Raw genomic sequence first — 25514 nt, forward strand, 5'->3', positions numbered from 1 at the left:
CGCCGAACCCATCCCAGCGCCCGGCGACCCTGCGCCCGGTCAGGCGTCGATGCGCTCCCGGTCCAGGCTGGACGCGCCGGCGATGATGAAGTCCTTGCGCGGGGAGACGTCGGAGCCCATCAGCAGGTCGAAGATCTCCTCTGCCTGCTGCGCGTTTTCGATCCCCACCTTGCGCAGGGTGCGGTGCCGCGGGTCCATAGTGGTCTCCGCCAGCTGCTCGGCGTCCATCTCCCCAAGGCCCTTGTACCGCTGGATCGGCTCCTTGTACCGCTTGCCCTCCTTGGCCAGGCGGGCCAGCAGGACGTGCAGTTCGGCCTCGGAGTAGGTGTAGATCATCTCGTTGGCCTTCTGGCCGGCGTTGATGACCTCCACCCGGTGCAGCGGCGGAACCGCGGCAAACACCCTTCCCTCCACGATCATGGGCCGCATGTAGCGGAAGAACAGGGTCAGCAGCAGGGTCCGGATGTGGGCGCCGTCAACGTCGGCGTCAGTCATGAGGATCACCTTGCCGTACCGGGCGGCATTGATGTCGAAGCTGCGGCCGGACCCCGCGCCCACCACCTGGATGAGCGCTGCACATTCGGCATTGGAGAGCATGTCCCCCACCGATGCCTTCTGCACGTTGAGGATCTTGCCGCGGATGGGCAGCAGGGCCTGGAAGTCGGAGGACCGGGCCAGCTTGGCGGTGCCCAGCGCGGAGTCGCCTTCCACGATGAACAGTTCGGAACGTTCGACGTCGTCCGTCCGGCAGTCAGCGAGCTTGGTGGGCATCGAGGACGTTTCCAGCGCGTTCTTGCGCCGTTGGGTCTCCTTGTGCACGCGGGCCGAGATGCGGGACTTCATCTCGTTGACGATTTTTTCCAGCAGCAGGGCCGACTGGGCCTTGTCGTTCCGGTTGCTGGAGGACAGTTTGGCGGAGATCTCCCGCTCCACCACCCGGGCCACGATGGCGCGCACGGCGCTGGTGCCCAGGATCTCCTTGGTTTGGCCCTCGAACTGTGGTTCGGCGAGCCGTACGGTCAGGACCGCGGTCAAGCCGGCGAAGATGTCGTCCTTTTCGATCTTGTCGTTGCCGGCCTTGAGTTTGCGGGCATTGGTTTCCACGGCTTTCCGGAAAGTCTTGACCAGCGCCTGCTCAAACCCTGACTGGTGCGTGCCGCCCTTGGGGGTCGCGATGATGTTGACGAAGCTTCGCACGGTGCTGTCGTAGCCGATGCCCCAGCGCAGTGCCACGTCCACTTCGCAGTCACGTTCGACCTCGGCCAGCTGGCTGTGCCCCCGTTCGTCAAGGACCGGGACGGTCTCCTTGAACTTCCCGGATCCATGCAGCCGCCACACGTCGGTCACCGCCGGGTCCGCGGCCAGGAACTCGGCGAATTCGGAGATGCCGCCGTCGTGGTGGAAGACCTCCTCGTGCGGGCCGGCTTCCCCCGGGGTTCCGGGGAGCTTGCGCTCATCCCGCACGGTGAGCTTGAGGCCGGGCACCAGGAAGGAGGTCTGGCGTGCGCGGGCAGCAAGGTCCTCGTAGGAGAACTTGGCATCCGGGGTAAAGATCTGCCGGTCCGCCCAGTAGCGGATCCGGGTCCCGGTGACTCCGCGCTTGGCCTTGCCCACAATGTCCAGTACCGAGTCATCGACGAACGGAGTGAACGGCGCTGCGGGGTCCGGGCGGGACCCGGTGTCCTTAAAGCGTCCGGGCTCGCCGCGCCGGAAGGACATCCGGTAGGTCTTGCCGCCGCGGTCCACCTCGACGTCCAGGCGCGACGAGAGAGCGTTGACCACTGACGCTCCAACGCCGTGCAGGCCGCCGGAGGCGGTATAGGAGCCGCCGCCGAACTTGCCGCCGGCGTGCAGCTTGGTGAACACCACTTCGACGCCGGTGAGCCCCGTCTTGGGTTCCTTGTCGATGGGGATGCCGCGGCCGTCGTCGTGGATCTCCACAGAGTTGTCCGCGTGGAGGATGATGCGGATGTCGTGGCCGAACCCGGCAAGCGCCTCATCCACGGAGTTGTCGATGATCTCCCAGAGGCAGTGCATGAGGCCGCGCGAGTCCGTTGAGCCGATGTACATGCCCGGACGCTTGCGGACGGCTTCGAGGCCCTCCAGTACGGAAAGGTGCCGGGCGGTGTACTCAGAGCTTGGTGCCACTGGTGATGAACTCCTTCAGGGACGTGGAAGCGGCGCTGGGACCGCACCTTCTAGGGTAGTCGGCGGCAGCGGCGACAGCCGTCTGCCACACCCGCAGCGCCTTGTGCGCCGCGCCACCAGCCTCCGTGATCCGCGGAACTGGGCAATTCTTGACCTAACCTTGCGGATACGCGGACAGCGAACTTGCCCCATCCTTGCGATGGATCGGATACGAATACTGGTTATATAGATGTACTGATCTACTAAGGAGGCCGACATGACAACAGCAGTGGCAGACCGCACACTAAACGCACTCGACCGGTGCGACCGTTGCGGAGCTCAGGCATATGTCCGGGTTGTACTCGAGTCCTCCGGCGGTGAGCTGTTGTTCTGCGGCCACCACGCCCGTGCAGTGGAGGCGACGCTCAAACCGTTGAGCTCCGGCTGGCACGACGAGACGGGAAAGCTTCACGAGAAAGCTGCCGTGGAAATCGACTAGATGAGGCATCGGTAACAACGAACCCTGCGGGGCCTTTCCACCACGGAAAGGCCCCGCAGGCGTTTAACGGGCCCCGCAGGCCTTTAGCCGCACGGAGGGAGCTCCTAAACAAACAGGGGCCGTTCGGGAACCCACCGTGCAGTGGGTTCCCGAACGGCCCCTGTTTTGTCGTGCGGAAGAGGTTAGTCCAGGTAGTCCCGCAGCACCTGCGACCGGGAGGGGTGCCGGAGCTTGGACATGGTCTTCGACTCGATCTGGCGGATCCGCTCGCGGGTGACGCCGTAGACCTTTCCGATTTCGTCTAAAGTCTTCGGCTGTCCGTCAGTCAGGCCAAAGCGCATGGCAACCACGCCGGCCTCGCGTTCGGAAAGGGTGTCCAGGACGGAGTGCAGCTGTTCCTGCAGGAGGGTGAAGCTCACAGCGTCAGCCGGAACAACGGCTTCCGAGTCCTCGATCAGGTCGCCGAATTCGGAATCGCCGTCCTCACCCAGGGGGGTGTGCAGCGAAATCGGCTCGCGGCCGTACTTCTGGACCTCGACCACCTTTTCCGGCGTCATGTCCAGTTCCAGTGCCAGTTCTTCGGGCGTGGGTTCGCGGCCCAGGTCCTGCAGCATCTGGCGCTGTACACGTGCCAGCTTGTTGATGACCTCGACCATGTGCACCGGGATACGGATGGTGCGGGCCTGGTCGGCCATGGCGCGGGTGATGGCCTGGCGGATCCACCAGGTGGCGTAGGTGGAGAACTTGAAGCCCTTGGTGTAGTCGAACTTCTCCACGGCGCGGATCAGGCCAAGGTTGCCTTCCTGGATCAGGTCCAGGAACAGCATGCCGCGGCCGGTGTAGCGCTTGGCCAGCGAGACCACCAGGCGGAGGTTGGCTTCCAGCAGGTGGTTCTTGGCGCGCTTGCCGTCGTGGATGATGAATTCGAGTTCACGCTTGTACTTCGGATCCATGGAGCCGTCGTCCGCGGCGATCTTTTCCTCGGCGAACAGCCCGGCCTCGATCCGCAGCGCAAGGTCGACTTCCTGCTCCGCATTGAGCAGCGCCACCTTACCGATCTGCTTCAGGTAGTCCTTGACGGGGTCGGCCGTGGCGCCGGCAGACATAACCTGCTGCACGGGCGCGTCGTCGTCGTCTGCATCGGAGTAGACGAAGCCCTTGCCGCTGCCGGCGGCACCCTTGACGGGGTCGGCGTCGACGTCCTCTGCTGCGTCCGGACCTTCGAGGACGATGTCGTCGAGGTCTTCCTCGACGTCTTCGACCTCGTCCGGGTCAACGTCACCGGCGGCGGACTTTCCCGCAGCCTCGGCTGCGGCCTTGGCGCCGGGCTTGGGCCCACGCTTCTTGGGCTCGCGCTTGCTGTCGCCTGCAGCCTCGCCGGCCGAAGCCTTGTTGGCTGCCCGCGTAGCTGCCCGCTTGGCATTGGTCGCGGCCTGCTTCTCCTCAGGGGACAAGACATCCTGGGCGGCGGAATCCTTCTTCGTGGAAGACGGGGTCACAGAAAACCTTTCTAGCGGTGGTCTGTGGAATCACCATACGGGCAACACCACTATGACCCTGTCAAGTCCGTGGTGGAAACCAAGCACCACCACGGCCGGCAGAGTCACTTAAGACAACTCCCGGAGTGGCTGTAATGTTCCCTTGCGGGGACGCTTACAAGCACTCGATACACGGACCCAACCGGGTCTCGGCATCCATTGTCTCACGATTTGCCCGGATCCAACCTCCCCTGCCGCCATCCGTTACGGCTGCCCCGGCGGGCCCGGCCCGGCCGGGGCATGTCCGGCCGGCTTCACGACGCTCGGGTCCGGCTCACAGCGTCTCCTTCTCCCCAGCAGGATCCTTCGGGAACTTTTGCCAGGCCGCCTCCTTCCGGGCGGCCCAGCCACAAAGCGTCCCCCTGCCCACGATATCCAGCAGGAGCTGGGCAAGCCGGTACTCCGGTTCAAGCTCAAGCGCCCGGCCCAAGTGGGCAGCCGCGTAGGAGCCGCGTCCCCGGGACCAGGCCACCCATCCTCGGAGCGTGAGCGCTGCGGCGGCCGGGTGTCCGCCCAACACTGCCAGGTGCCCCAGAATCCGGTCCAGCGCGTCCAGTCCGGCCCAGTCCGGCGCGGCCGGCGCCAGGCCCATGAGGACCTCGCCATAGCCGGCAGGAACAGCGCCGGAAGCGGCACCGCCCGCCCGGCGCTGCTGCCGGCCGGCGAATCCCGGCGGAGGCAGCAACGGCAGCGCCACTGCGGAAACGTCGCCCCCGTCCTCGGAAAGGACGCCGAACTGTTCTGCGCCTGCCTCCGCGGCGGCCCGTCCCGCCGCAGCCATCACGAGCAGGGCGTCGCGCCAGGTGGGAACGAGCAGCGTGGCGCGCAGGAAGGCGTCCCGTTCAACGTCCGGAATCCACTGCCCGTCATGGCTCCGCTCCAGCAGCAACTCCCAGAAGTCAAGCACCGCGTTGAACTGTGCCCTGCTGCGGGACTGCCCGCCGAGCTCGTCCTCCCAGCCGGCCTGTGCCTCAAGGACGGCCGCCAGGTGCATGGCAGGGACCGGGGCTTCCGGCTGGCTCCCCGCTCGTGGCGCGGGTCCAATGCTGCTGCCCCGGTACACCATCTCCGTATTCAGCATGCTGTCCCTGATCTCCTGCACGGGACGTCCCGGAAGCGGGCAGCAGGAGGCGTCGCTGCACAGGGCGTCCCGCCAGTACTCATCGCCCACCAACCAGGCATCGCGGACAGGCATCCCGGCCTGGTCCAGCGCACGTCGCACCGTGTCGACCAGGAGCTCGTAGGCGGATGGCGGTCCCATTCCGGCGTCGCTGGTGAAGACAGCCAGCAAAGAGCCGTCAGCGTCCTGGTCTGATTCAAGGTAGCGCCGGACGGCACGGGCAAACGCGGCGGGGTCGGCCTGGTTCGCCGGGCCCGGAAGGTCAAGCCGGAGTGTGGCTCCGAGCGTGGTGCCGTGCAGCGTCATGGCCACCAGGCTGGCAGCTGGCCAGTACCCGAGCGAATGCGGAATGAAGCCAAGGATGTCTTCCGGGCCGCGCACTATTAATCGTTCTGAACCTGTCATGGCTCCAGCATTCGCCGCCGGCGGGGGCGCGGGCAGTGGCCCGTCCGGCTATGTGGGTAACCGGTGCCGTGGAGGAAGAGTGCGGGGACCCCGCGAACGGGAGTGGCTCAGTCGTCCGTGGGCGTCGGCTGGCGGCGGCGGGCCAGGCTTTCACGGCGCTGCCGGGCGATGGCGCTGCGCAGCGGCGGAACCACGATGCCCTGGGCGGCCATTTGCCGGCGGACCTTCCGGCGGGAGGCCAGGATGGCTGCGGCACCAATCCCCAGGAGCAGGAACTGGACGCTCAAAGCCAGCCGGAAGGGTGCCAGGCCGTAGAGCACCCCCTGTGAAAACCCGGTGGCGTTCAGGACGTCGAGCACAAGGCCAATCAGGAAGATGGAGACCAGGGCAGCGATGAAGCCACCAACGTTGACAATGCCGGTGGCAGTGCCGATCCGGTGCGCGGGGTTGAAGGTCCGCGCGAAGTCGAAGCCGATCATGGAACCGGGGCCGCCGATTGCGAGCACCACCACCAGGCCTGCCAGCAGCCACAGCGGAGCGCGCCCGGGCAGCAGCAGCACCGCGGCCCATGCCGTGGCGGTGGCGCCGGCGATCAGCAGCACCATGGTGGAACGGCGCAGTGGATGGCGCGAAACGAAGCGCCCGATGAACGGGCCCACTGCCATGGCTGCGGCAACGTACAGGGCCATCAGCGCTGCGACGGTGGCTGCGTCCAGGCCCTGGCCCGAGATCAGGAACGGGTAGCCCCACGTCATGGCAAAGACGGTGCCACTGAACTGGATGGTGAAGTGGCTCCACATTCCCAGCCGGGTTCCGGGCTGGCTCCAGGCACGGGCCAGTGAGGCGCCGGTGGCCTTGAGTCCCTGCCGGGCGTGCGGCCGTTCGGTCCCCGGTGGGACATCCTGCAGGAGCAGGAGTACCAGCACGACGGCGAGTGCGGACATTCCTGCCAGCATCAGGAAAGCGGGGGTCCAGCCGGACAGGTGCAGGACCAGCGCGAAGGGCAGGACACTGAACAGCTGACCCAACTGGCCGGACATGCCGGTCAACTGCGTGACCAGGGGGACGCGGGCGGGGGCGAACCACAGCGGGATGAGCCTGATCACCGAGATAAAGGTCATGGCGTCGCCGGCGCCCACCAGGACACGGCCAAGGACTCCCCCGGGGATGCTCTCGGCGAAGGCCAGCTGCACCTGTCCGAGTCCCATCAGGACAGCGCCGCCTGCGATCATGGCACGGGAGCCGAACCTGTCCACCAGCAGGCCCACCGGGATCTGGAGCCCGGCGTACACCAGCAGCTGCAGGACGGTGAAGAAGGAGATGGCGGACGCGGTGGCGTGGAACCGCTCCGTGGCCTCGAGCCCCACCACGCCGAAGGAGGTCCGCTGCGCCACGGCCACCAGGTACCCGAAAATTCCAATGGTCCAGATAAGCCAGGCGCGGGGAGCAGTCACCAGTTCATTATGCCCGGCGCGCGCCCGCAGCCCGGAAGCCGTGACGTCCCGCTACTGCCCCGGGTTCTCCCTGGCCAGGTAGGCCTCCACGGCGGCACCCAGGTCGTCGGCGTCGGGAAGCTCGTCGTTCTCGTTGGCCAGGAGCGACCGGCGGACGATGCCGTCGGCCTTCTCGTCGTAGCGTGTCTCGAGGCGGGAGACCACCTGCTGGACCTCCTCGGACGCCTCGATCTGCTGGGCAATCTGCCGGCTGACCTCGCGCCCGGACTCACGGAGCCGGTCGGTGGGCAGCATCAGGGACGTTGCGGCGCCAAGGTATTCCAGGCCGGCGACGGCGGCGGTGGGGTACTCGGCCTCGGCGAGGTAGTGCGGGACGTGGATGACGTAGCCGGCAACATTGCGGCCCGCCTCCACGAGGCGCAGCTCCAGGATGTGGCCAACAGCGGCGGGAACTTCAACGGTGGGCTTCCACACGGAGATGCCCTCGATCAGCTCAGGCCGGTTCCCGTGTACCGTCACGCCCACGGGCCGGGTGTGCGGCACGGGCATGGGGATGGAGTGGATCCATGTGACCAGGTTGACGTCCAGCTTTTCCACGATGTTCACCACGGCACGGGCAAACCGTTCCCATTGCAGGTCAGGTTCGAAGCCGGCCAGGAGGAGGAATGGCTTCCCCAGCCCGTCCACCAGTCGGTAGAGGGCCAGCCGGGGCTCCTGGTAGTCCTGGATGTGGTCTTCCACGAAACTCAGGTGCGGCCGGCGGGACCTGTAGTCAATCAACTGGTCCGCATCGAAGACCGCCACGGGCTGGGCGTCGAGGGTGTCCAGCAGTTCGGCGTTGATCTGCTTCACCACATGGCCGGCGTCGGCGAACCCGGTGAAACCCATGACCAGGTTCAGCCCCTGCAGCTCCGGGCTGTGGAACAGCTCGATGTTGCTGGCATAGAGCGCGTCGGGGTCCAGCAGGGAGCCGGAAATCCGTTCAAGCACGGCGTGTTCCTTTCAGGGGTACGGGTGGACATCATTCATAACGCCGCAGGGGCACCCGGCATTCCGGGCCGCGGTGTGGCGCACATCTCAGGAAATTCTGTCGCTCCGCAGGGGAACGGCTACGATCGGAACTGGCCTGCCAGGCGGGCTTGCAACCACCCGGGCACCGTCCAGAACGGCCGGATCCGGGCCACCATGGCAGAGCGCCCAACATGCATCCCTGCCCGATCGTTTCGAGAATTGAGGACTCATCCCTGTGGTCAAGAATACTGAAGTCAACCTTAGTACCGTCTCGCGGGACCTTAAGAGGAACCCCAGCGATGCCGTGGTGATCGGGGTGGGGCAGGGAAGCGACGGGCCCGTCCTGCTGGACAACCCGCTGACGGCGAAGTCCGCGGAGGCCCTGGCTGACTCCCTCAAGGCACTCGGAGTTACCGGCGCGGCGGACCAGCTGGTCCGCCTCCCGGGACTGCCCGAAACCGGCGCCGGCATCCTGGTCCTCGCCGGAGTGGGAAAGGTGCCGGAAGGCACACCGCTCACCGGTGAGGCACTCCGCCGGGCAGCGGGATCCGCGGTCCGGCAGCTGGCCGGCCTCGCCACCGTAACCCTGGCGTTCCCGACGGCGACGGTGCAGGATGTCTCGGCCGTCGCCGAGGGGGCCGCGCTGGGCGCCTACGCCTTCACCGAGTTCCGGTCTTCCACGGACGGGCTCAAGGATCCCGTCCGCAATGCCGTCATCTTCACGGAACTGGCAGGCAGCACGGACCTGGGCGCCGCACTGAAGCGGGCAGGACTGGTGGCCAAAGCCGTCAACGCGACCCGCTCACTGGTCAACACGCCGCCGAGCCACCTTTACCCGGAGTCCTTCGCCGAGGCCGCCAAGGACCTTGCCAAGGGCCTCCCCGTCAAGGTCACCGTCTGGGACGAGAAGCGGCTTGAGAAGGAAGGCTTCGGCGGCATCATGGGCGTGGGCAAGGGCTCCACCCGCCAGCCCCGGCTGGTTAAGGTGGAGTACTCCCCCGCCAAGGCCACCACCAAGGTTGCGCTGGTCGGCAAGGGGATCACGTTCGACACCGGCGGCATCTCCCTCAAGCCGGCCCTGAACATGGGCGACATGAAGAGCGACATGGCGGGCGCCGCCGTCGTACTTAATACTGTTTTGGCCCTTGCCGGCCTGGGCCTGCCCGTGAAGGCGACCGCCTGGCTGTGCATCGCGGAGAACATGCCGGGCGGCGGCGCGTCGCGCCCGGCCGATGTGCTGACCATGTTCGGCGGCAAGACGGTTGAAGTCCTCAACACCGACGCCGAAGGCCGCCTGGTCATGGCGGACGGCATCGTTGCAGCCAGCCGCGAATACCCGGACGCCATCATCGACGTGGCCACGCTGACCGGCGCGCAGCTCATCGCCCTCGGCAACCGCACTGCCGGTGTCATGGGCTCGGAAAGCGTCACGGGCGCCCTCAAGGCGGCGGCCGACCGTGCCGGCGAACTGGTCTGGCCCATGCCCCTGCCGGAGGAGCTGCGCCCCAGCCTGGATTCCCAGGTGGCGGACCTGGCCAACATTGGCGAACGCCACGGCGGCATGATGACCGCTGCTGTGTTCCTTCGCGAATTCGTGGGTAAGGACAAAGCGGGCGAACAGATCCCCTGGGCGCACATCGATATTGCGGGGCCGTCCTTTAATAACGGCAGCCCCTACGGCTACACCCACAAGCAGGGCACCGGATGCACTGTCCGTACCCTGGTTGCCTACGTGGAGGACATCCTGGCCGCGGCCTGAGCAAACTGCCTGGGTCACGGGCTCCAGGCCCCGTGCCGCGCGGCCCTGCGGTGCAGTGATTGCTGTGCCACAGGGCCGCGTGACACTGGACACAAGCGCTCCACAAACGCAGCGCCAAGGTGGAGCATGGATAGGTGGTTCGCTAAGGTGAACCACGGTAGTCACAAATGCAAGAGAGTTGCCCTGCTGACATAATCACGGCAGTGCAAGTTCCAAGACCAGATGATGCGCGCAGAACGCGTCATCGTTCACGCGAGGGAGCGTTTTAGTGGCCGATCAGGCAACTGCGCAAGAATTCGACATCCTGGTACTCGGTGGCGGCAGCGGCGGATACGCTGCGGCGCTGCGTGCGGTACAGCTCGGCCTCACCGTCGGCCTCGTGGAGAAGGGCAAGCTGGGCGGCACCTGCCTCCACAACGGCTGCATTCCCACCAAGGCCCTGCTGCACTCCGCAGAGCTGGCCGACCACGCCCGTGACTCCGCCAAGTACGGCGTGAACGTCACCCTGGACGGCATCGACATCAACGCCGTCAACGCGTACAAGGACGGCATCATCGCCGGCAAGTTCAAGGGACTGCAGGGACTCATCAAGTCCAAGGGCATCACCGTCATCGAGGGTGAAGGCAAGCTGCAGGGCACCGACACCGTCGTGGTGAACGGCACCGCGTACAAGGGCAAGAACATCGTCCTGGCCACCGGTTCCTACTCGCGCACCCTTCCCGGCCTGGAAATCGGCGGCAAGGTCATCACCTCCGACCAGGCCTTGACCATGGACTTCATCCCCAAGAGCGCCATCATCCTGGGCGGCGGCGTCATCGGCGTCGAGTTCGCCTCGGTCTGGAAGTCGTTCGGCGTGGACGTCACCATCGTCGAAGGCCTGCCCTCCCTCGTTCCCAACGAGGACGCAACGATCGTCAAGAACTTCGAGCGCGCCTTCAAGAAGCGCGGCATCAAGTTCTCCACCGGCGTCTTCTTCCAGGGCGTTGAGCAGAATGACGACGGCGTCAAGGTCACCCTGGTGGACGGCAAGACCTTCGAAGCCGACCTGCTGCTGGTCGCCGTCGGCCGCGGCCCCGTCACCGCCAACCTGGGCTACGAGGAGGCCGGCGTCACCATCGACCGCGGCTTCGTCATCACCAACGAGCGCCTGCACACCGGCGTGGGCAACATCTACGCCGTAGGCGACATCGTCCCCGGCGTGCAGCTGGCCCACCGCGGCTACCAGCAGGGCATTTTCGTGGCCGAGGAAATTGCCGGCCTGAAGCCCGTGGTGGTCGAGGACATCAACATCCCCAAGGTCACCTACTCCGACCCCGAAATCGCCACCGTTGGTTACACCGAAAAGGCTGCCAAGGAAAAGTTCGGCGAAGACCAGGTGCAGACCCAGGAATACAACCTGGCCGGCAACGGCAAGAGCTCCATCCTGGGTACCTCCGGCCTGGTCAAGCTGGTCCGCCAGAAGGACGGCCCCGTGGTGGGCGTCCACATGATCGGCGCACGCATGGGCGAGCAGGTTGGCGAGGCCCAGCTGATCGTGAACTGGGAAGCCTACCCGGAGGACGTGGCCCAGCTGGTGCACGCCCACCCCACCCAGAACGAAGCCCTCGGCGAAGCGCACCTGGCACTGGCCGGCAAGCCGCTGCACGGCTAGTTTTCCGCAGCATTACCAGGCCCGGTGCACCCGGTCGTCCAGACCGGGTGCACTAGGCTTCCAACAAGGCAGCAATCATTCGCACTAAAGATCAATAAGGAGAACGGGGACGACATGTCTGAATCCGTTAACTTGCCCGCCCTCGGTGAGAGTGTCACCGAAGGAACCGTCACCCGCTGGCTCAAGCAGGTAGGTGACCGGGTAGAGGTGGACGAGCCGCTGCTCGAAGTCTCCACCGACAAAGTAGACACTGAAATCCCCTCTCCTGTAGCTGGCGTGATTGAAGAAATCCTGGTCGCTGAAGACGAGACCGCCGAGGTGGGCGCACCCCTGGTACGCATTGGTGACGGCTCCGGCGGCGGTTCCGCCCCAGCCGGGGAAGCTCCCGCTGCGACACCGGCCCAGGAAGCTCCCGCTCCTGCGGAGGCGCCTTCCACCGAGGCACCCGCTCCTGAAGCCCCGGCCCAGGCACCTTCCGCACCGGAGGCACCGGCCGCAGGCGGCGGCGAAAGCCATGAAGTAACCCTCCCCGCACTGGGCGAAAGCGTCACCGAAGGCACTGTCACCCGATGGCTCAAGGCCGTTGGCGACCAGGTGGAGGTCGACGAGCCCCTGCTGGAAGTCTCCACGGACAAGGTGGACACCGAGATCCCGTCCCCGGTTGCCGGCACGCTGCAGGAAATCCGGGTCAATGAGGACGAGACCGCTGAAGTCGGTTCCGTGCTGGCCGTCATCGGCTCCGGCGCTGCCGCTGCTCCGGCTCCCCAAGCTGCACCGGCCCCCGCCGAGGCTCCCCGGCAGGAAGCCCCCCAGCAGGAAGCTCCGGCTGCCGCCCCGGCCCCCGCTGCTCCGGCACCCGCCCAGGAAGCGCCCAAGGCAGCCCCCGCTCCCGCTGCAGTCCCTGCAGCCCAGGAGGCCGCACCGGCCAACGGGTCCGAATCCGGCTACGTCACTCCCCTGGTCCGCAAGCTGGCCAACCAGCACGGGGTGGACATCACTTCACTGTCCGGCACCGGCGTCGGCGGCCGCATCCGCAAGCAGGATGTCATCGCCGCCGCTGAAGCCAAGGCGGCTCCCGCTGCCGCACCGGCCGCAACCCCTGCCGCATCCGCACCGGCCGCATCGGCTGGAGCTGCCTCCTCGCTTCGCGGCACCACCCAGAAGGCTCCCCGCATCCGCCAGGTCATTGCCCGGCGCATGCGCGAGTCCCTGGAGATCTCCACCCAGCTCACCCAGGTCCACGAGGTGGACATGACCAAGGTCGCCAAGCTGCGCGCCAGGGCCAAGAACTCTTTCCAGGCCCAGAACGGCACCAAGCTGACGTTCCTGCCCTTCATCGCCAAGGCCGTGGCCGAGGCCCTCAAGCAGCACCCCAAGCTCAACGCTGCCTACGACGAGGACAAGCAGGAAATCACCTACCACAACGCCGAACACCTGGCGATCGCCGTCGACACTGACAAGGGCCTGCTGGTTCCGGTCATCGCAGACGCCGGCAACCTGAACCTTGCCGGCCTCGCCGGCAAGATCGCCGACGTTGCCTCCCGCACCCGCGACGGCAAGATCGGCCCGGACGAACTGTCCGGCGGCACGTTCAGCATCACCAACATCGGCTCGGTGGGCGCGCTGTTCGACACCCCGATCATCAACCAGCCGCAGGTGGGCATCCTGGGCACCGGCGCCATCGTCAAGCGGCCCGTCGTGGTTGCTGACGAAAACGGCGACGACTCGATCGCCATCCGCTCCATGATGTACCTGTCCCTTACGTACGACCACCGCCTGGTGGACGGTGCCGACGCCGGCCGGTTCCTCCAGACCCTGAAGGCACGCCTCGAAGAAGGCGCTTTCGAAGCGGACCTGGGGCTCTAGCCTCCGCAGCAATACGACAACGGCGGTGCCGGCATGGGTGGGAAACCTCCCGCAGCCGGCACCGCCGTCGCGGTTTAACCAACGCAGCCGCCTGCGCCCGGAGCCCCCGTGCGCGTGGCTTTGCTACGGGCCGTAGAACTGACTGGCTAAGCTGGAGCCATGAATATTCTCTTCAACATCCTGGTTTTCCTGCACGTGGTGGGAGCCGCCATGATCGTGGGCTACTGGATCGCCACGATGCGGACGCCCACCGTGCACCCCCGCCAGCGTGACGGCGCCTTCCTGCAACTGCTGACCGGCATCGCCATGATGGGCATCCTGCCGTTCCTGCCGGACAAGGATCCCAACTACGCCAAGCTGGGCATCAAGTTCGTCATCGCCGTCGTGGTCGCCGTCCTGGCAGTCATTGGGACACGCAAGGCCAAGAACGGCCAGCCCGTCTCCACCGGTCTCGCCCATGGCGTGGGCGGGCTGGCCCTGGTCAACATCGCCATCGCCACCATCTGGCAGTAACCGCTCCACCCCGGGGGCCCCGGTCATAATCCTCTGAGAGCGGACAATCCGTGCACAGGAGGTGCCTGGTCCCTAGGATGGAAAACGGTGGGTCCGGCCGCGGGTGCCGGGCCCGGATCGAATCGACGCTGAGGAGAGACATGGCTACAACACGCAACGCCCACACGGTATGGACCGGAAGCCTGACCGAGGGCTCTGGCAACACCACCCTGGACAGCTCCGGCCTGGGCACCTTCGATGTCACCTGGAAGGCGCGCACGGAGGCTGCCGGCGGAAAGACCAGCCCCGAAGAGCTGATCGCTGCAGCCCACTCCGCCTGCTTCTCCATGGCCTTCAGCCACGAACTCAGCCAGGCGGGATTCACGCCGGAGGAGGTCAACACCAGGTCCGAGGTTGGCTTCCAGCCCGGCACCGGCATCACCGGCAGCCACCTGACCCTGGAGGCCCGCATCCCCGGCATCTCGCAGGAAGACTTCCAGCGCATTGCCGAAGCCGCCAAGAAGGGTTGCCCCGTGTCCCAGGCCCTGGCCGGCATCGAGATCACCCTGGACGCCACCCTGCAGTCCTAGGCCACGCCGGCCTTGAGCGCATGATCTGAGCGCCACCGTCTGCACAACGCAAAGGCCCTGCCTTCCGGGCAATCCCGGAAAGGCAGGGCCTTTGCTGTTGCCGGTGAAGGCTAGCTCTCCTGCCGGCGGGCGGGCAGCGGAGCGGGCTTCAACCGGCGGTAGCCGGAACGCGCCGGCGGCCGGTCGGTCGGCAGTTCCTGGATCATTTCCTTCAGCGCCCCAATGCCGTACTCCAATTGGGGATCGCGCCCCGCGGCGTAGGCGTGCGGCGGGAAGGTCACTTCGATGTCCGGATCAACGCCGTAGTTCTCCACGCTCCACCCCACGCCGCCGCTGAACCAGTTGGCATAGCGGGGCTGGGTGACGCCGGTGCCGTCCGCCAGCGCGAACCGGTTGTCGATGCCCACCACACCGCCCCACGTACGTGTTCCGATGACCGGGCCGATGCCACGCAGCTTCGAGACCTGGGTGATGATGTCGCCGTCGGACCCGGCAAACTCGTCCGCGAGGATGATCACGGGCCCCCTGGGTGCGTGGTGGGGGTAGGTCCGCGGCTTTTCCCCGCGCGGCATACTCCATCCGGTGACCTTGCGGCCTATCAGTTCCGCGACGAGCTGCGATGTGTGTCCCCCACGGTTGCGGCGGACATCGACGATCAGGCCGTCAAGAGCTGTTTCCGTATCGAGGTCGCGGTGCAGCTGCGCCCAGCCGTTGGCCATCATGTCCGGGATATGCAGGTAGCCAAAGGTTCCGTTGGACGCTTCCCGGACGGTGCGCCGGTTGCCGGCAACCCATTCCTGGTAACGCAGCCGCTCCTCATCCTTGATGGGCACGACGGCGACCCGGCGCTGGGTGCCTTGGGCACCGCCGTGCCCCGGGCCGTTGAGGAGGGTCAGCTCCACGGCACGGCCGGCCGCTCCCACCAACTGCATGGCCGGGGTGACGGCTCCGGACAACGGGACGCCGTCAATGGCCAGCAGGATGTCTCCCGCCTTGGCCCCAACCCCGGGCCTGGTCAGCGGGGAGATGGCAAGCGGGTCGGAGGACTCGCCGGCCAGGATGCGGCTGATTTCCCAGCCGTGGGCGGTGTGCGCCAGGTCTGCGCCCAGCCTGCCCTGTCCCCGGCTGCCGCGTTCGGTAACCGGAGCGGGGCGCACGTACGCGTGCGATGTCCCCAGCTCGCCGTGCAGTTCCCACAGCAGGTCCACCAGGTCATCGTGGGAGCCCAGCCGCCCGACCAGGGGCCGGTAGCGGGCGTGGATGGATTCCCAGTCCTGCCCCGCCATGTCCTCGGTCCAGAAAAAGTCCCGCTGCAGGCGCCAGGCTTCATCGAACGCCTGTCCCCAGACGCTGAGCGGGTCCATCAGGACGCGGATGCGGCCCAGGTCCACTTTGACTGCCTTGCCGGAGTCCTCGTCCGCCTTGGCGTCAGAAGGCACCACGGTGACCTGTTTGTCGGAAACCAGTACCACCTTGCTGCGGTCGCCGGAGAGCCGGTAGCTGTCCACGGCGTCCACCAGGGTGGTCTGCCTGCGCCGTCCGATGTCGTACCGGACCAGGCTGGGGCTGGCGTCCTTGTCCTCCTGGCTGGCCTTTCCGTCGCCGGTCACGCCGGCCAGGGCTGAGTCGAGCCAGAGGAGGGCGCCGTCAACGGCCTTCAGCGAGCTGTAGTTGCCCTGCGGCACGGGAACGCTGATGACGCGGTGCGCCAGGCCCTCCGCGTCCACGTGCACGGCAGGCACGGCATCATCCCGTGCTTCGGCGCCGGCTGTGGCATCCGCGTCCGTTGTGGTTTCCGGCCCGGCGCCCGCGGGATCAACGGAAGGGCCAAAGGGCGACGGCGTCTCCGCGGCGAGTGCCACGAGGTACGGCTTGATGGGGCTGGGGAAGGAGAGGTCGAACGAATGTCCGTCGTACACGGGATCGAAGCTGCGGTTGGACAGGAAGGCGAGGAACTTTCCGTCCGGGGTGAAGGCGGGCGAGGCGTCGCGGAAGCGTCCGTCGGTCACGTCCACCGGTTCGGCATCGAGCTGGTCAACGGTGGCCAGGCGCAGCCGGCTGCGCGAGCCAAAGGACGTGACCGGTTCAGACCAGGCCAGCCAGCGGGAGTCCGCCGACCATGCCAGCTCGGAGATGCTGCCTTCGCCAATGCTGGCCACCCGCGAGAGATCTCCGCTGCGGGTGTCCAGGACGTGCACGTCGCCAAACGAGGTACCCAGGGCAACCCAGCGGCCGTCGGGGCTTGCTTCCAGCGAACTGGCGCGTGACGGCGTGGGGACGGTGATGCCTGGTTCTGCCGCGGGTTCCTGGGCGTCGGCCGCGGGGGCCGGGGCCTGCGGTGCAACATCTGCCTGCTGTTCGTCGTCCGCGGGCACGTGGACGGCCCCTCCGGACAGCACTGCCGCGCCGGACGCGGGAACAGGCTGCGGCAGGCTGACCGTTTCCGGCCCTGCCGCGCCGTCCTGTGCCGTATCGGCGGGAGCGGGATTTTCGGAATCGGGAGTTTCAGAAATTGCGCCGGCCTTGCCGCCGCTTGCCGGCGCGTGCCCGGCGCCGTGCGGTACTGGAGCGGCAATGTCCTTGATATGCAGTGCCTCCACGCCGTCGTGGTCCGCGATGTAGGCGATGCGGCCATCCCCCAAGGGCCGGGGAAGCCGGGCCCGCACTCCCGGGGTGGCCTCGATGATGCGGGACGGCCCGTCCTTGTGCCGCAGCCAGTGGATGGTTCCGTGCGACTCCACCGCGCTGGCGGCCCCCGCCGCATCCGGCGCCACCGCGCCCAGGTGCTTGACGGCATCAAGGAGGGCGGGACGCCTGGTCTGCGATGCCGAGCCAAGGGTGATGTCCAGCTTTACAGCCTCCGAGCCAAGATCATTCAGGACCCAGAGTTCGCCGGCTGATTCGAAAATGACGCGCTTGCCGTCCGAGGCGGCGTGCCGGACGTAAAAGTCCTGGTGGTCGGTGTGGCGCCGCAGGTCCTGTCCGTTGGGAAGGACCGAGTACAGGTTGCCGTAGCCTTCGTGGTCGGACAGGAAGGCGATCCGGCCGTCCACCCACAGGGGATCGGTGAGGTTGCCGTCAACGTCCGGCAGCAGCCGCTCGAACTCCCCGTTGCCGTCGCGGTCGATCCACAGTTTTCCCGCCGTCCCGCCACGGTACCGCTTCCACCAGGCCGGTTCGCGGGACAGCACGCTGGCCAGCACCACGGGACGTTCGTCGCCCACCTCGGGGCCAAATGCAACGGATTCCACCGGCCCGTAGGGGAGCTCCTGCGCCCAGCCGCCCTCCAAAGGGACACTGTATGCGTGGGTGTGCCGGCTTTCGGCCTGGCGGAAGGCGCTGGTGACCACCACCGAACCGCCGGCAGTGAATCCCTTGACCTTCGTGGTGCTGTGGCCAAAGTAGGTGAGCTGGCGGTACCCGCCGCCGTCGACCCGTGCCGACACAACTTCCGGCGCCGTTCCCTGCACAACCGTCCAGACCAGGCGCTTGCCGTCCGGGGTGAAACGCGGGTTGCGGGCAGGAAGCTGGAGCGACGAGACGCGCCACGCGCGGCCGCCGTCCAGGGGCGCAATCCACACGTCGTCCTCGGCCACGAAAGTGACCAGATCGCCGTGCAAATGCGGGAAACGGAAGTAGCTCGAAGAGGTCATCGTTCGATCATAGTCAACCCCTCCCCTGCGCCGCGGGAGGTACACAGCCCTTGCTGCCGTGGTGAGATGGACCATGCATATCGTCATGGCCGGCGCCTCCGGGCTCATCGGCAGCTCCATGTCCGCAGCCTTCCGCAGTGCCGGCCATTCGGTGGTGTCCCTGGTCCGCCGGCCGCCTGCCGGTGCCACCGAAATCCGCTGGGATCCGGCGGCCGGTGTCCTGGACCCCGGCGTCCTTGCCGGGGCAGACGCCGTCGTCAACCTCGCAGGTGCCGGAATTGGCGACAGACCCTGGACGCGGAAGCGGGTGGCGGAGCTGTTCAGTTCCCGGCTGGGGCCCACCAGGACACTGGTGCAGGCCATGGCACAGCTGGATGCCCCGCCGGCAACCTTCATCAGCCAGTCGGCGTCCGGCTTCTACGGCGACGCCGGCAATACTGTCCTGCGTGAAGACGCACCCGCCGGTTCCGGGACTTTGGCGCAGATCTGCGTTGAGTGGGAGCAGGCTGCGCTGATGGCGCCGGCAGGGGTACGCGTGGTGACGCCCCGCACCGGGGTGGTGTTCAGCCGTTCCGGTGGCGCGCTGGGAAAGCTGCTTCCACTGCTGCGCCTGGGAGTTGGTGGTCCGTTCGGCAACGGCCGCCAGTTCTGGCCCTGGGTAACGCTTCCGGACGTTACGGCCGCCTTCCTCTTCCTCCTCGAAACACCGGTCTCCGGCGCGGTGAATGTGAACGCGCCGGAGCAGGCGAACGTCAACACGATCGTCGCGGCGCTGGCCCACGCCCTGCACCGGCCCGCCATACTCAGGGTCCCGGCCCCCGTGCTGCGCACGGTGATGCCGGGCCTCGGCGAGGAATTGCTGCTGCACAGCCAGCGGATGGAACCGGCAGTCCTGTCCTCGGCCGGATTCCAATGGCAGCACGGGCGCCTGGAAGACGCCGCCCGCTGGGTGGCCGGCCAGGACCCCGCCGCCTAGCCCGGCCCTTCCCCGGACGCGCGGACCGCCAGAATGTCGCTGACCCGCCATTGGCCGTCCACGAACACCAGGACCAGCCGAAGCCGCCGTTCCGGGCTGGGAGCCCCCGCTGCCAGCACAGCACCCGCCGCATCGAGTGTTTGGTACCCGGAGGTGGCCGATGTCACCGCCAGCACCGCCCGGTCCGGGGTCCCGCCGTCTTCGGCCGCCACCCCGGACAGCGCGCTGGTATCCGGCGAGGCGGTGCCCGGAAGGGTGGAGTTGGCCGGCGATGCGCTCGTCGGCGGCAGCTGCAGGTGACCCGGCGGCGTTCACGTCCCCCAGCAGCTCCAACCTGCCTGCTCTGAAGGCATAATCCCGCAGTGCCGCCAGCCCCTGCACGGCAACCACGGGATCAGTAGCCCTTGCCCGCTGCCGGGCCTCGTCAACGGAACCAACCGCTTCCGTCCCGCCGGCAACAGTCCCGGATGCGGCTGCGGACACCGGCGGCCGACCGGCTGCGGGACCATCCGGCCCCGCCCCTTGGCCCGCCCCCTGGCCGGCGGCCGCGGACAACCACCATATTCCGGCTGCCAACGCAGCAACTACCGGCATGACTGCACTCACCACCACCCGAGTGCCCCGGCCGGCAACAGTCCCATCCGCGTGCCTTCCGCGCGGCGCAGGCGCCGCGTTTGACGGCGGCAGGGCGCTTGACTTCGGCAGGGCGGTGTTCGGCGCCGGCACCGGCCGCGCTGGCCAGCGCCAGGTTTCCATCCGGCGGCGCATGCCCTGGAGTTTCATGCGAAGGCTGCCGCCCTTGGACGGACCGGGAACGTGCCGCCGTGTCAGCAGCTCTGGCAGGACGGTGGGATGGACGGCATCGGAGAGGTCCACCGGCTGGGGTTCGGCGCTGCGGTAAACGGCCGCGGCCAGCGACACCGCGTCAGGGCGCAGCCTCCGGTCCTCGTTCAGTCCTGCTTCCAGGGCAGCCGCCAGATCCTTGGGGACACCTGGAACCAGGAGGGACAACGGCGGACGATCGGCAGTGCGGCCGGGCGCCTCACCCGTGAGGCAGAACCAGCCCAGGGCCGCCGCGGAGAACACATCGCGTCCTGGCTGGAGGCCGGCGCGGACGGCGTCCACGGGGGAAGGATCCAGGAATCCGCCAGTTCCAAAGGTCGCCGCGCTGCCCGGGTCGCCGAGCATCCTGGCGACGCCGAGGTCAGAGAGCATGGGCTTGCCCTGCCCGGTGAACAGCACGTTCCCGGGCGAGACATCCGAGTGCGTGAAGCCTTTTCCATGCAGGTAGCCCAGGGCCTGGAAGATGGGAGTCAGGACGGTAACCGTCTCGCCTACGGTGAGCCTGCCACGGGCAGACACCAACTGGGCCAGCGAGCCGCCGGCGGCATAATCCATGGTCAAGGCCGTACCGCCGCCGGGCCCTGCCACCCGGACCACGTCGTGCGCCGTGATGAGGTGCTGGTGTTCCAGGACCGACAGGATCCGGATCTCCCGCCGCACATCCTCTTCGCTGACGGCCGCGCTGCCCAGGGACCGGCGGCCTGCGCCGCGGAAGCATTTGAGCGCGCAATCCCTGCCGGTCCTTTGTTCCCTGGCCAGCCACACGTCGGCACTGCCTCCCCGGCCCAGCAACCTGCCGACGTCATAACCGGGAACCTCCGGCGCCTGTGCATCGTCCATACTGCATGTCTAGTCGAGTTTCGGCCCTGCTGCAGAAGTTATCCACAGGCGTGGCCGCCGCGGTCACAAAGCGGGGCGCCGGTGAGCTTGGACACTAAACCGGGCCGGTGCGGCTGCGGGGTCTAAGCTGGATGCCATGACTCTTGAGTTTTCACAGCTGGGTCTTGCCCCTGACTTCGTTGACTACATGGAAGGCTGGGACGCCCAGCGCGAACTCCATGACAAGGTTGTCGCCGGAGCTGCACCCAGCACAGTCCTGCTTCTGGAGCACGCCGCCGTCTACACGGCCGGCAAGCTGACCGAGGACCATGAGCGGCCGTTTGACGGTACGCCGGTGGTTGCGGTGGACCGTGGCGGCAAACTCACCTGGCACGGGCCGGGCCAGCTGATTGCCTACCCCATCCTGAAGCTTAGGAACCGCGCAGGCATCCGGGATTACGTGGAGCGGCTGGAAGACATCATGATCACGGTCATGGCGGACTATGCCATCAAGGCCGAACGCATCAAGGGCCGGGCCGGCGTGTGGATCAAGGCTGACGCCAAGGGCCCCGACCGCAAGATCGCCGCGATCGGCATCCGGGTCCTGAACGGCGTCACCATGCACGGCATTGCCATCAACTGCAGCAACGACCTGGCACCCTACGGCCAGATCATCGCCTGCGGCATCACCGACGCCGGCGTGACCACCATGTCCCTGGAAACAGGCCGGGACATTCGGCCCGCGGATATCGTGGACCGTTTCGTGGAGGAATTCCACAAGCATGAAGAAGCATTGGTTTCGAGCCCTGAAGGAGCTCTACTGTGACATTGGCACCTGAAGGCCGGAAGATGCTGCGGATTGAGCAGCGCAACGCTGCGGTCCCGGTGGAACGCAAACCGGAGTGGATCAAGGCCAAGGTCCAGATGGGCCCGGAATTCGTCCAACTCAAGAACCTGGTGAAAAAGGAAGGCCTGCACACCGTCTGCGAAGAGGCCGGCTGCCCCAACATCTTCGAATGCTGGGAAGACAAGGAAGCCACCTTCCTGATCGGCGGCTCCGAATGCACCCGCCGCTGCGACTTCTGCCAGATCGACACCGGCAAACCCTCACCCCTGGACCGGTTCGAACCCACCAAGGTGGCCCGCTCCGTCCAATCCATGCAGCTGCGCTACGCCACCGTCACCGGCGTCGCCCGCGACGACCTGGAAGACGAAGGCGTCTGGCTCTACGCCGAAACCGTCCGCAAAATCCACGAACTGAACCCCGGCACCGGCGTGGAACTGCTCATCCCGGACTTCTCCGGCAAACCCGAGCACATCAAGGCCATCTGCGACTCCGCCCCCGAGGTCTTCGCGCACAACGTCGAAACCGTGCCCCGGATCTTCAAGCGGATCCGCCCCGCGTTCCGCTACGACCGCTCCCTGGACGTCATCACCCAGGGCCGGAACCTGGGCATGGTCACCAAGTCCAACCTCATCCTGGGCATGGGCGAAACCCGCGAAGAAATCAGCGAAGCACTCCGCGACCTCCACGCCGCCGGCTGCGACCTGATCACCATCACCCAGTACCTGCGCCCCTCCGAACGGCACCTGCCCGTGGACCGCTGGGTCAAACCCCAGGAATTCGTGGACCTCCAGCACGAAGCCCAGGAAATCGGCTTCCTCGGCGTCATGTCCGGCCCCCTGGTCCGCTCCTCCTACCGCGCCGGGCGGCTCTGGGCCACCGCCATGCGCAAAAAAGGCCGCGACATCCCCGCCGAACTCGCCCACATCGCCGACGGCATCCAGGACTCCGGCACCACCCGCCAGGAAGCCGCCACCCTCCTGGCAGCACATTCCTGACCTCCTGCCATGAACTGGCCAAGGGCCGGACGCCGGACGATTCCAGCGTCCGGCCCTTGGCTTTTGTCACGTAGAATTGAGGCACTATGGCGAAATCCCCTGACTCCAGCAACTCCACCCCGTCTGGCTCAAGCGCGGTGAAGCGCGGCCTCTTCACGCGCAAGCCGAAGGAAGCAAAGGCCAAGAAGCCCAGCAGGCTTAAGCAGATCGGCGAGGTCTTCACCATGACCCGCCGCCACGACCCCATGGTTCCGTGGCTGATGCTGCTGGCGTTCCTGGGCGTTGTGGCGGTGAGCTTCCTGGTGGGCTTCTGGCTGGACAACTGGATTACCGGCCTGATCATCGGCATTCCGCTGGGCCTGCTGGCGGCCACCTTCATCCTGTCCCGCCGGGCCGAACGCGCCGCCTTTGCACAGATCGAAAACCAGCCCGGCGCCTCCGGCGCTGCCCTGGGCACGCTCCGCCGTGGCTGGATCACCGAGGAACAGCCCGTGGCGGTCAATCCGCGCACGCAGGATGCCGTGTTCCGCGCCGTGGGCCGGCCCGGCGTCGTCCTTGTCAGTGAAGGCCCCGCCCACCGCGTGAAGCCGCTGCTCGATGCTGAGCGCAAGCGCCTGGCGCGCATCCTGCCCAACGTTCCTGTGCACACCATCCAGACCGGGCACGGCGAAGGCCAGGTGCCGCTGAGCCAGGTGGCCAAGCACATGGGCAAGATGAAGAATGAACTGACCAAGCTGGAAGTCAGCACCGTGTCCAAGCGCATCGCCTCGATGGGTACCCGGCTTCCCATTCCCAAGGGCATCGATCCCTACAAGGCCCGTCCCAACCGCGGACGCTAGCTGGTGGGAACGCCCCGGTACCGGCACAGCCGGCCGGGGCGTTTTTTCTTGCGCCCCAACCGCTTGCCTGAACCGCTAGCCTAAACCGCCTGCGCGCCTTAACGGCGCACGCCTTCCCCCACTGCCGGACCCAGACATCCACCCATGACAGGACGTGACCATGAACCCCAGGACAACCGTGATCCGCGCCTTCCGTATCCTCGCAGTGGCCGAGGCCTGCAGTTGGGCCGCGCTCCTGGCCGGGATGTACTTCAAATGGATCGCCGGAACCACTGAGCTTGGCGTCCAGGTGGCGGGACCTGTGCACGGCGCGCTGTTTGTCGGCTATGGGGTTGCCGCGCTGATGCTGTGGCGGGTGCAGCGCTGGCCCTTCATGGTGGCTCTGCTGGCGGGCGTCTCCGCCGTCTTCCCCTTCGCCACCCTCCTTTTTGAGCGCTGGGCCGGACGGCGCGGTTTCCTCAGCGCCCCGGGGGCAGAAGCGCCTGCCGCTGAACTTGCGTCCAGCCGGGCGTAGGCGGACGCATCACTGACCGTGGACTCCTCTGATGCAGGACTGCAGGCACAGCCGTCAGCCAAGGGAGGGCCGTCCTCCCCACGCGCCCAGGGCCGTAAGCGAATGGTCGCGGTCCTCTCCCTCCTGGGGGCGACGCTGTTCTGGGCCGGCAACTATGTGGTGGGTGCGGGCGCCGTCCAAAGCATTGAACCCCTGAGCCTGGTTCTCCTGCGCTGGGCCATCGCACTGGTGCCGCTACTGGTGATAGCCCGGCTTGTGGAGCGGCCAGACTGGCGGTCGGTCCTGGCCGCCTGGCCGTGGCTTCTCGCGCTCAGCGTGTGCGGGCTGCTCGGCTACAACCTCCTGCTGTATGTCGCCCTGCAGCACACCGATGCGTTCAACGCCTCGCTGATCAACGCCTTCAATCCCGCTCTCATCACGCTGGCTGCCGCCGTTTTCCTGCGCGAACGGCTGACACCGTTGTCGGTCGCCGGCGTCCTGTTGGCCCTGGCCGGCGTCCTGATCGTGATCAGCGGAGGGGATGCCGGCAGGCTGCTCTCCGCCGGTTTCGGAACCGGCGAAGTCCTGATGGTGGGCGCCGTGGTTGTCTGGACGGCGTACACAGTCATCGGCCGCCTGGCCCCCAAAATCCCGCCGATCACGGCCACAGCTGTCCAGGCAGCGGCAGCGGTGGCCCTGCTGGCCCCGGTCCGCTTCCTGACAGGCGGACTGGCCCTCCCCTCAACCGGCAGCGCGCTGGCGTCCCTGCTGTTTATCGCCGTCTTCCCGTCGGTGCTGTCCTACCTGCTCTGGAACCGCGCCCTGACGGTCCTGCCCACCGGTGGCGCAGGGGTGTTCCTCAACCTCATCACGGTCTTCACAGCAGTCCTCACCATCCTCGCCGGGCACGTCCATACAGCGGCGCAACTGGTGGGCGGCGCCATCGTGATCGGCGGCGTGGTCATCACCAACGCGCCGGCCCTCCGCCGGCAGCGCGCAAGGACCGGAAAGTGAACGGCTAAGGGAATCGGCGGACGCGCAGAAGGGGCACGCGGTGCTCAGCGGCGGATGAGGAGCGTGTTCATTGCCTTGTCGTGAAGGCCGCGCTGATCCGGATCGAAGATCACGGCGGGGATGACCAGGCAGAGCAGCGCGGCCCTCACCAGGGCCGCGAGGGGTCCGGGGGTGCCGCCTCCCGGCTTCACCACGGCGATGCCCATGACCCGGTGCCCGATGCTGTATCCGAGTGTTCCCACCAGCAGGATCTGCTCAATCGCGAAGACCGCCAGGGTGGCCCAGGAGTCACCGGCAAAGGCAAAGTTGCTGATCAGCAGGGCGATCCCCCAGTCGATGCAGATTGCTGCGATCCTGCGGCCCGCCCGGGCAATGGAGCCCGGACCGGACTCCGGAAGGCCCAGCCGCTCCCCCGGATATTTGGAAATACCGGAGGTGTCCGGTCCGCTGAGCCAGGACCCAATGTCTTTGCGATCTACCACCGTCCAAGCTTACCGATCCCCGGCACGGCGGCGCGCCCACA

20 protein-coding genes and 1 pseudogene are annotated in these 25514 nt (G+C 67.0%); 12 read left to right on the forward strand and 9 right to left on the reverse strand.

The features are described 5' to 3' along the window. Window positions 1-39 precede the first annotated feature (39 nt). A complete protein-coding gene (locus ACV095_RS12555; RefSeq protein ID WP_056389822.1) occupies window positions 40-2148 on the reverse strand; it encodes a DNA gyrase/topoisomerase IV subunit B in 2109 nt (702 codons plus the stop codon). Window positions 2149-2404: 256 nt separating this feature from the next. Here ACV095_RS12555 and ACV095_RS12560 point away from each other — a divergent pair, with 256 nt between their 5' ends. Then, entirely contained in the window at window positions 2405-2626 is a 222-nt protein-coding gene (locus ACV095_RS12560) for a DUF7455 domain-containing protein (protein ID WP_018769678.1), read from the forward strand. Between the two features lie 182 nt (window positions 2627-2808). On the opposite strand, the gene ACV095_RS12565 is transcribed toward ACV095_RS12560, so the two are convergent. The 4 genes from ACV095_RS12565 to ACV095_RS12580 all read right to left on the reverse strand — a co-directional run bounded on the left by ACV095_RS12565 (window position 2809) and on the right by ACV095_RS12580 (window position 8133). Next, window positions 2809-4125 carry an RNA polymerase sigma factor gene (locus tag ACV095_RS12565; protein ID WP_018769677.1) on the reverse strand — a complete coding sequence of 439 codons (1317 nt, stop codon included), beginning with the start codon at window positions 4123-4125 and terminating at the stop codon, window positions 2809-2811. A 313-nt stretch (window positions 4126-4438) separates the two neighbouring features. After that, entirely contained in the window at window positions 4439-5689 is a 1251-nt protein-coding gene (locus tag ACV095_RS12570; protein ID WP_478222015.1) for a DUF4192 domain-containing protein, read from the reverse strand. Window positions 5690-5796: 107 nt separating this feature from the next. Further along, window positions 5797-7143 (reverse strand): MFS transporter, encoded by a 1347-nt coding sequence (locus ACV095_RS12575; protein ID WP_134164382.1) that lies wholly within the window; start codon window positions 7141-7143, stop codon window positions 5797-5799. Between the two features lie 51 nt (window positions 7144-7194). Beyond that, window positions 7195-8133, reverse strand: a complete 939-nt coding sequence (locus tag ACV095_RS12580) for a proteasome assembly chaperone family protein (RefSeq protein ID WP_018769674.1) — start codon at window positions 8131-8133, stop codon at window positions 7195-7197. A 256-nt stretch (window positions 8134-8389) separates the two neighbouring features. On the opposite strand from ACV095_RS12580, the gene ACV095_RS12585 reads away from it, so the two are divergent. From ACV095_RS12585 to ACV095_RS12605, 5 genes are all read left to right on the forward strand, one after another. After that, the gene (locus ACV095_RS12585; protein ID WP_478222016.1) at window positions 8390-9913 is read left to right on the forward strand and encodes a leucyl aminopeptidase; all 1524 of its coding nucleotides are present in this window, start codon (window positions 8390-8392) and stop codon (window positions 9911-9913) included. A 268-nt stretch (window positions 9914-10181) separates the two neighbouring features. Then, window positions 10182-11564: a dihydrolipoyl dehydrogenase gene (gene lpdA / locus ACV095_RS12590; RefSeq protein ID WP_018769672.1), complete on the forward strand. Its 1383-nt coding sequence runs from the start codon at window positions 10182-10184 to the stop codon at window positions 11562-11564. A 114-nt stretch (window positions 11565-11678) separates the two neighbouring features. Beyond that, window positions 11679-13430 carry a 2-oxoglutarate dehydrogenase, E2 component, dihydrolipoamide succinyltransferase gene (gene sucB / locus ACV095_RS12595; protein WP_223994771.1) on the forward strand — a complete coding sequence of 584 codons (1752 nt, stop codon included), beginning with the start codon at window positions 11679-11681 and terminating at the stop codon, window positions 13428-13430. A gap of 159 nt (window positions 13431-13589) precedes the next feature. Continuing rightward, a complete protein-coding gene (locus tag ACV095_RS12600; RefSeq protein ID WP_134164385.1) occupies window positions 13590-13943 on the forward strand; it encodes a hypothetical protein in 354 nt (117 codons plus the stop codon). Between the two features lie 140 nt (window positions 13944-14083). Continuing rightward, complete coding sequence (locus ACV095_RS12605; RefSeq protein WP_018769669.1) at window positions 14084-14512, forward strand: OsmC family protein; 429 nt, start codon at window positions 14084-14086, stop codon at window positions 14510-14512. Between the two features lie 110 nt (window positions 14513-14622). Here ACV095_RS12605 and ACV095_RS12610 read toward each other — a convergent pair whose 3' ends face one another. Next, window positions 14623-18165, reverse strand: a complete 3543-nt coding sequence (locus ACV095_RS12610; protein WP_134164386.1) for a S41 family peptidase — start codon at window positions 18163-18165, stop codon at window positions 14623-14625. 73 nt (window positions 18166-18238) lie between these two features. On the opposite strand from ACV095_RS12610, the gene ACV095_RS12615 reads away from it, so the two are divergent. Next, a complete protein-coding gene (locus tag ACV095_RS12615; RefSeq protein WP_018769667.1) occupies window positions 18239-19141 on the forward strand; it encodes a TIGR01777 family oxidoreductase in 903 nt (300 codons plus the stop codon). Here the strand turns inward: ACV095_RS12615 and ACV095_RS12620 are convergent. Both ACV095_RS12620 and ACV095_RS12625 read right to left on the reverse strand, forming a co-directional pair. Continuing rightward, window positions 19138-19353 carry a hypothetical protein gene (locus ACV095_RS12620; protein ID WP_478222017.1) on the reverse strand — a complete coding sequence of 72 codons (216 nt, stop codon included), beginning with the start codon at window positions 19351-19353 and terminating at the stop codon, window positions 19138-19140. The two genes, ACV095_RS12615 and ACV095_RS12620, sit on opposite strands and share 4 nt — an antisense overlap. A gap of 877 nt (window positions 19354-20230) precedes the next feature. After that, window positions 20231-20824 (reverse strand): annotated as a pseudogene (locus tag ACV095_RS12625) (protein kinase domain-containing protein); the annotation flags it as partial. Between the two features lie 136 nt (window positions 20825-20960). Between ACV095_RS12625 and lipB the strand changes: the two are divergent. From lipB to ACV095_RS12650, 5 genes are all read left to right on the forward strand, one after another. Then, the gene (gene lipB, locus ACV095_RS12630; protein ID WP_478222018.1) at window positions 20961-21629 is read left to right on the forward strand and encodes a lipoyl(octanoyl) transferase LipB; all 669 of its coding nucleotides are present in this window, start codon (window positions 20961-20963) and stop codon (window positions 21627-21629) included. Then, window positions 21626-22645 carry a lipoyl synthase gene (lipA, locus tag ACV095_RS12635; RefSeq protein WP_224084417.1) on the forward strand — a complete coding sequence of 340 codons (1020 nt, stop codon included), beginning with the start codon at window positions 21626-21628 and terminating at the stop codon, window positions 22643-22645. The genes lipB and lipA overlap by 4 nt, the downstream gene beginning before the upstream one ends. Before the next feature lie 86 nt (window positions 22646-22731). Then, a complete protein-coding gene (locus ACV095_RS12640) occupies window positions 22732-23484 on the forward strand; it encodes a DUF4191 domain-containing protein (RefSeq protein WP_018771547.1) in 753 nt (250 codons plus the stop codon). Between the two features lie 160 nt (window positions 23485-23644). Then, window positions 23645-23998, forward strand: coding sequence for a DUF3817 domain-containing protein (locus tag ACV095_RS12645; RefSeq protein ID WP_018771546.1), 354 nt, complete (start codon window positions 23645-23647; stop codon window positions 23996-23998). Between the two features lie 102 nt (window positions 23999-24100). Continuing rightward, window positions 24101-24991 (forward strand): DMT family transporter, encoded by an 891-nt coding sequence (locus ACV095_RS12650; protein ID WP_134164390.1) that lies wholly within the window; start codon window positions 24101-24103, stop codon window positions 24989-24991. 44 nt (window positions 24992-25035) lie between these two features. On the opposite strand, the gene ACV095_RS12655 is transcribed toward ACV095_RS12650, so the two are convergent. After that, window positions 25036-25473, reverse strand: coding sequence for an RDD family protein (locus ACV095_RS12655; protein WP_134164391.1), 438 nt, complete (start codon window positions 25471-25473; stop codon window positions 25036-25038). Window positions 25474-25514 lie beyond the last annotated feature (41 nt).

It is taken from the genome of Arthrobacter sp. JDC6 (assembly GCF_056484025.1).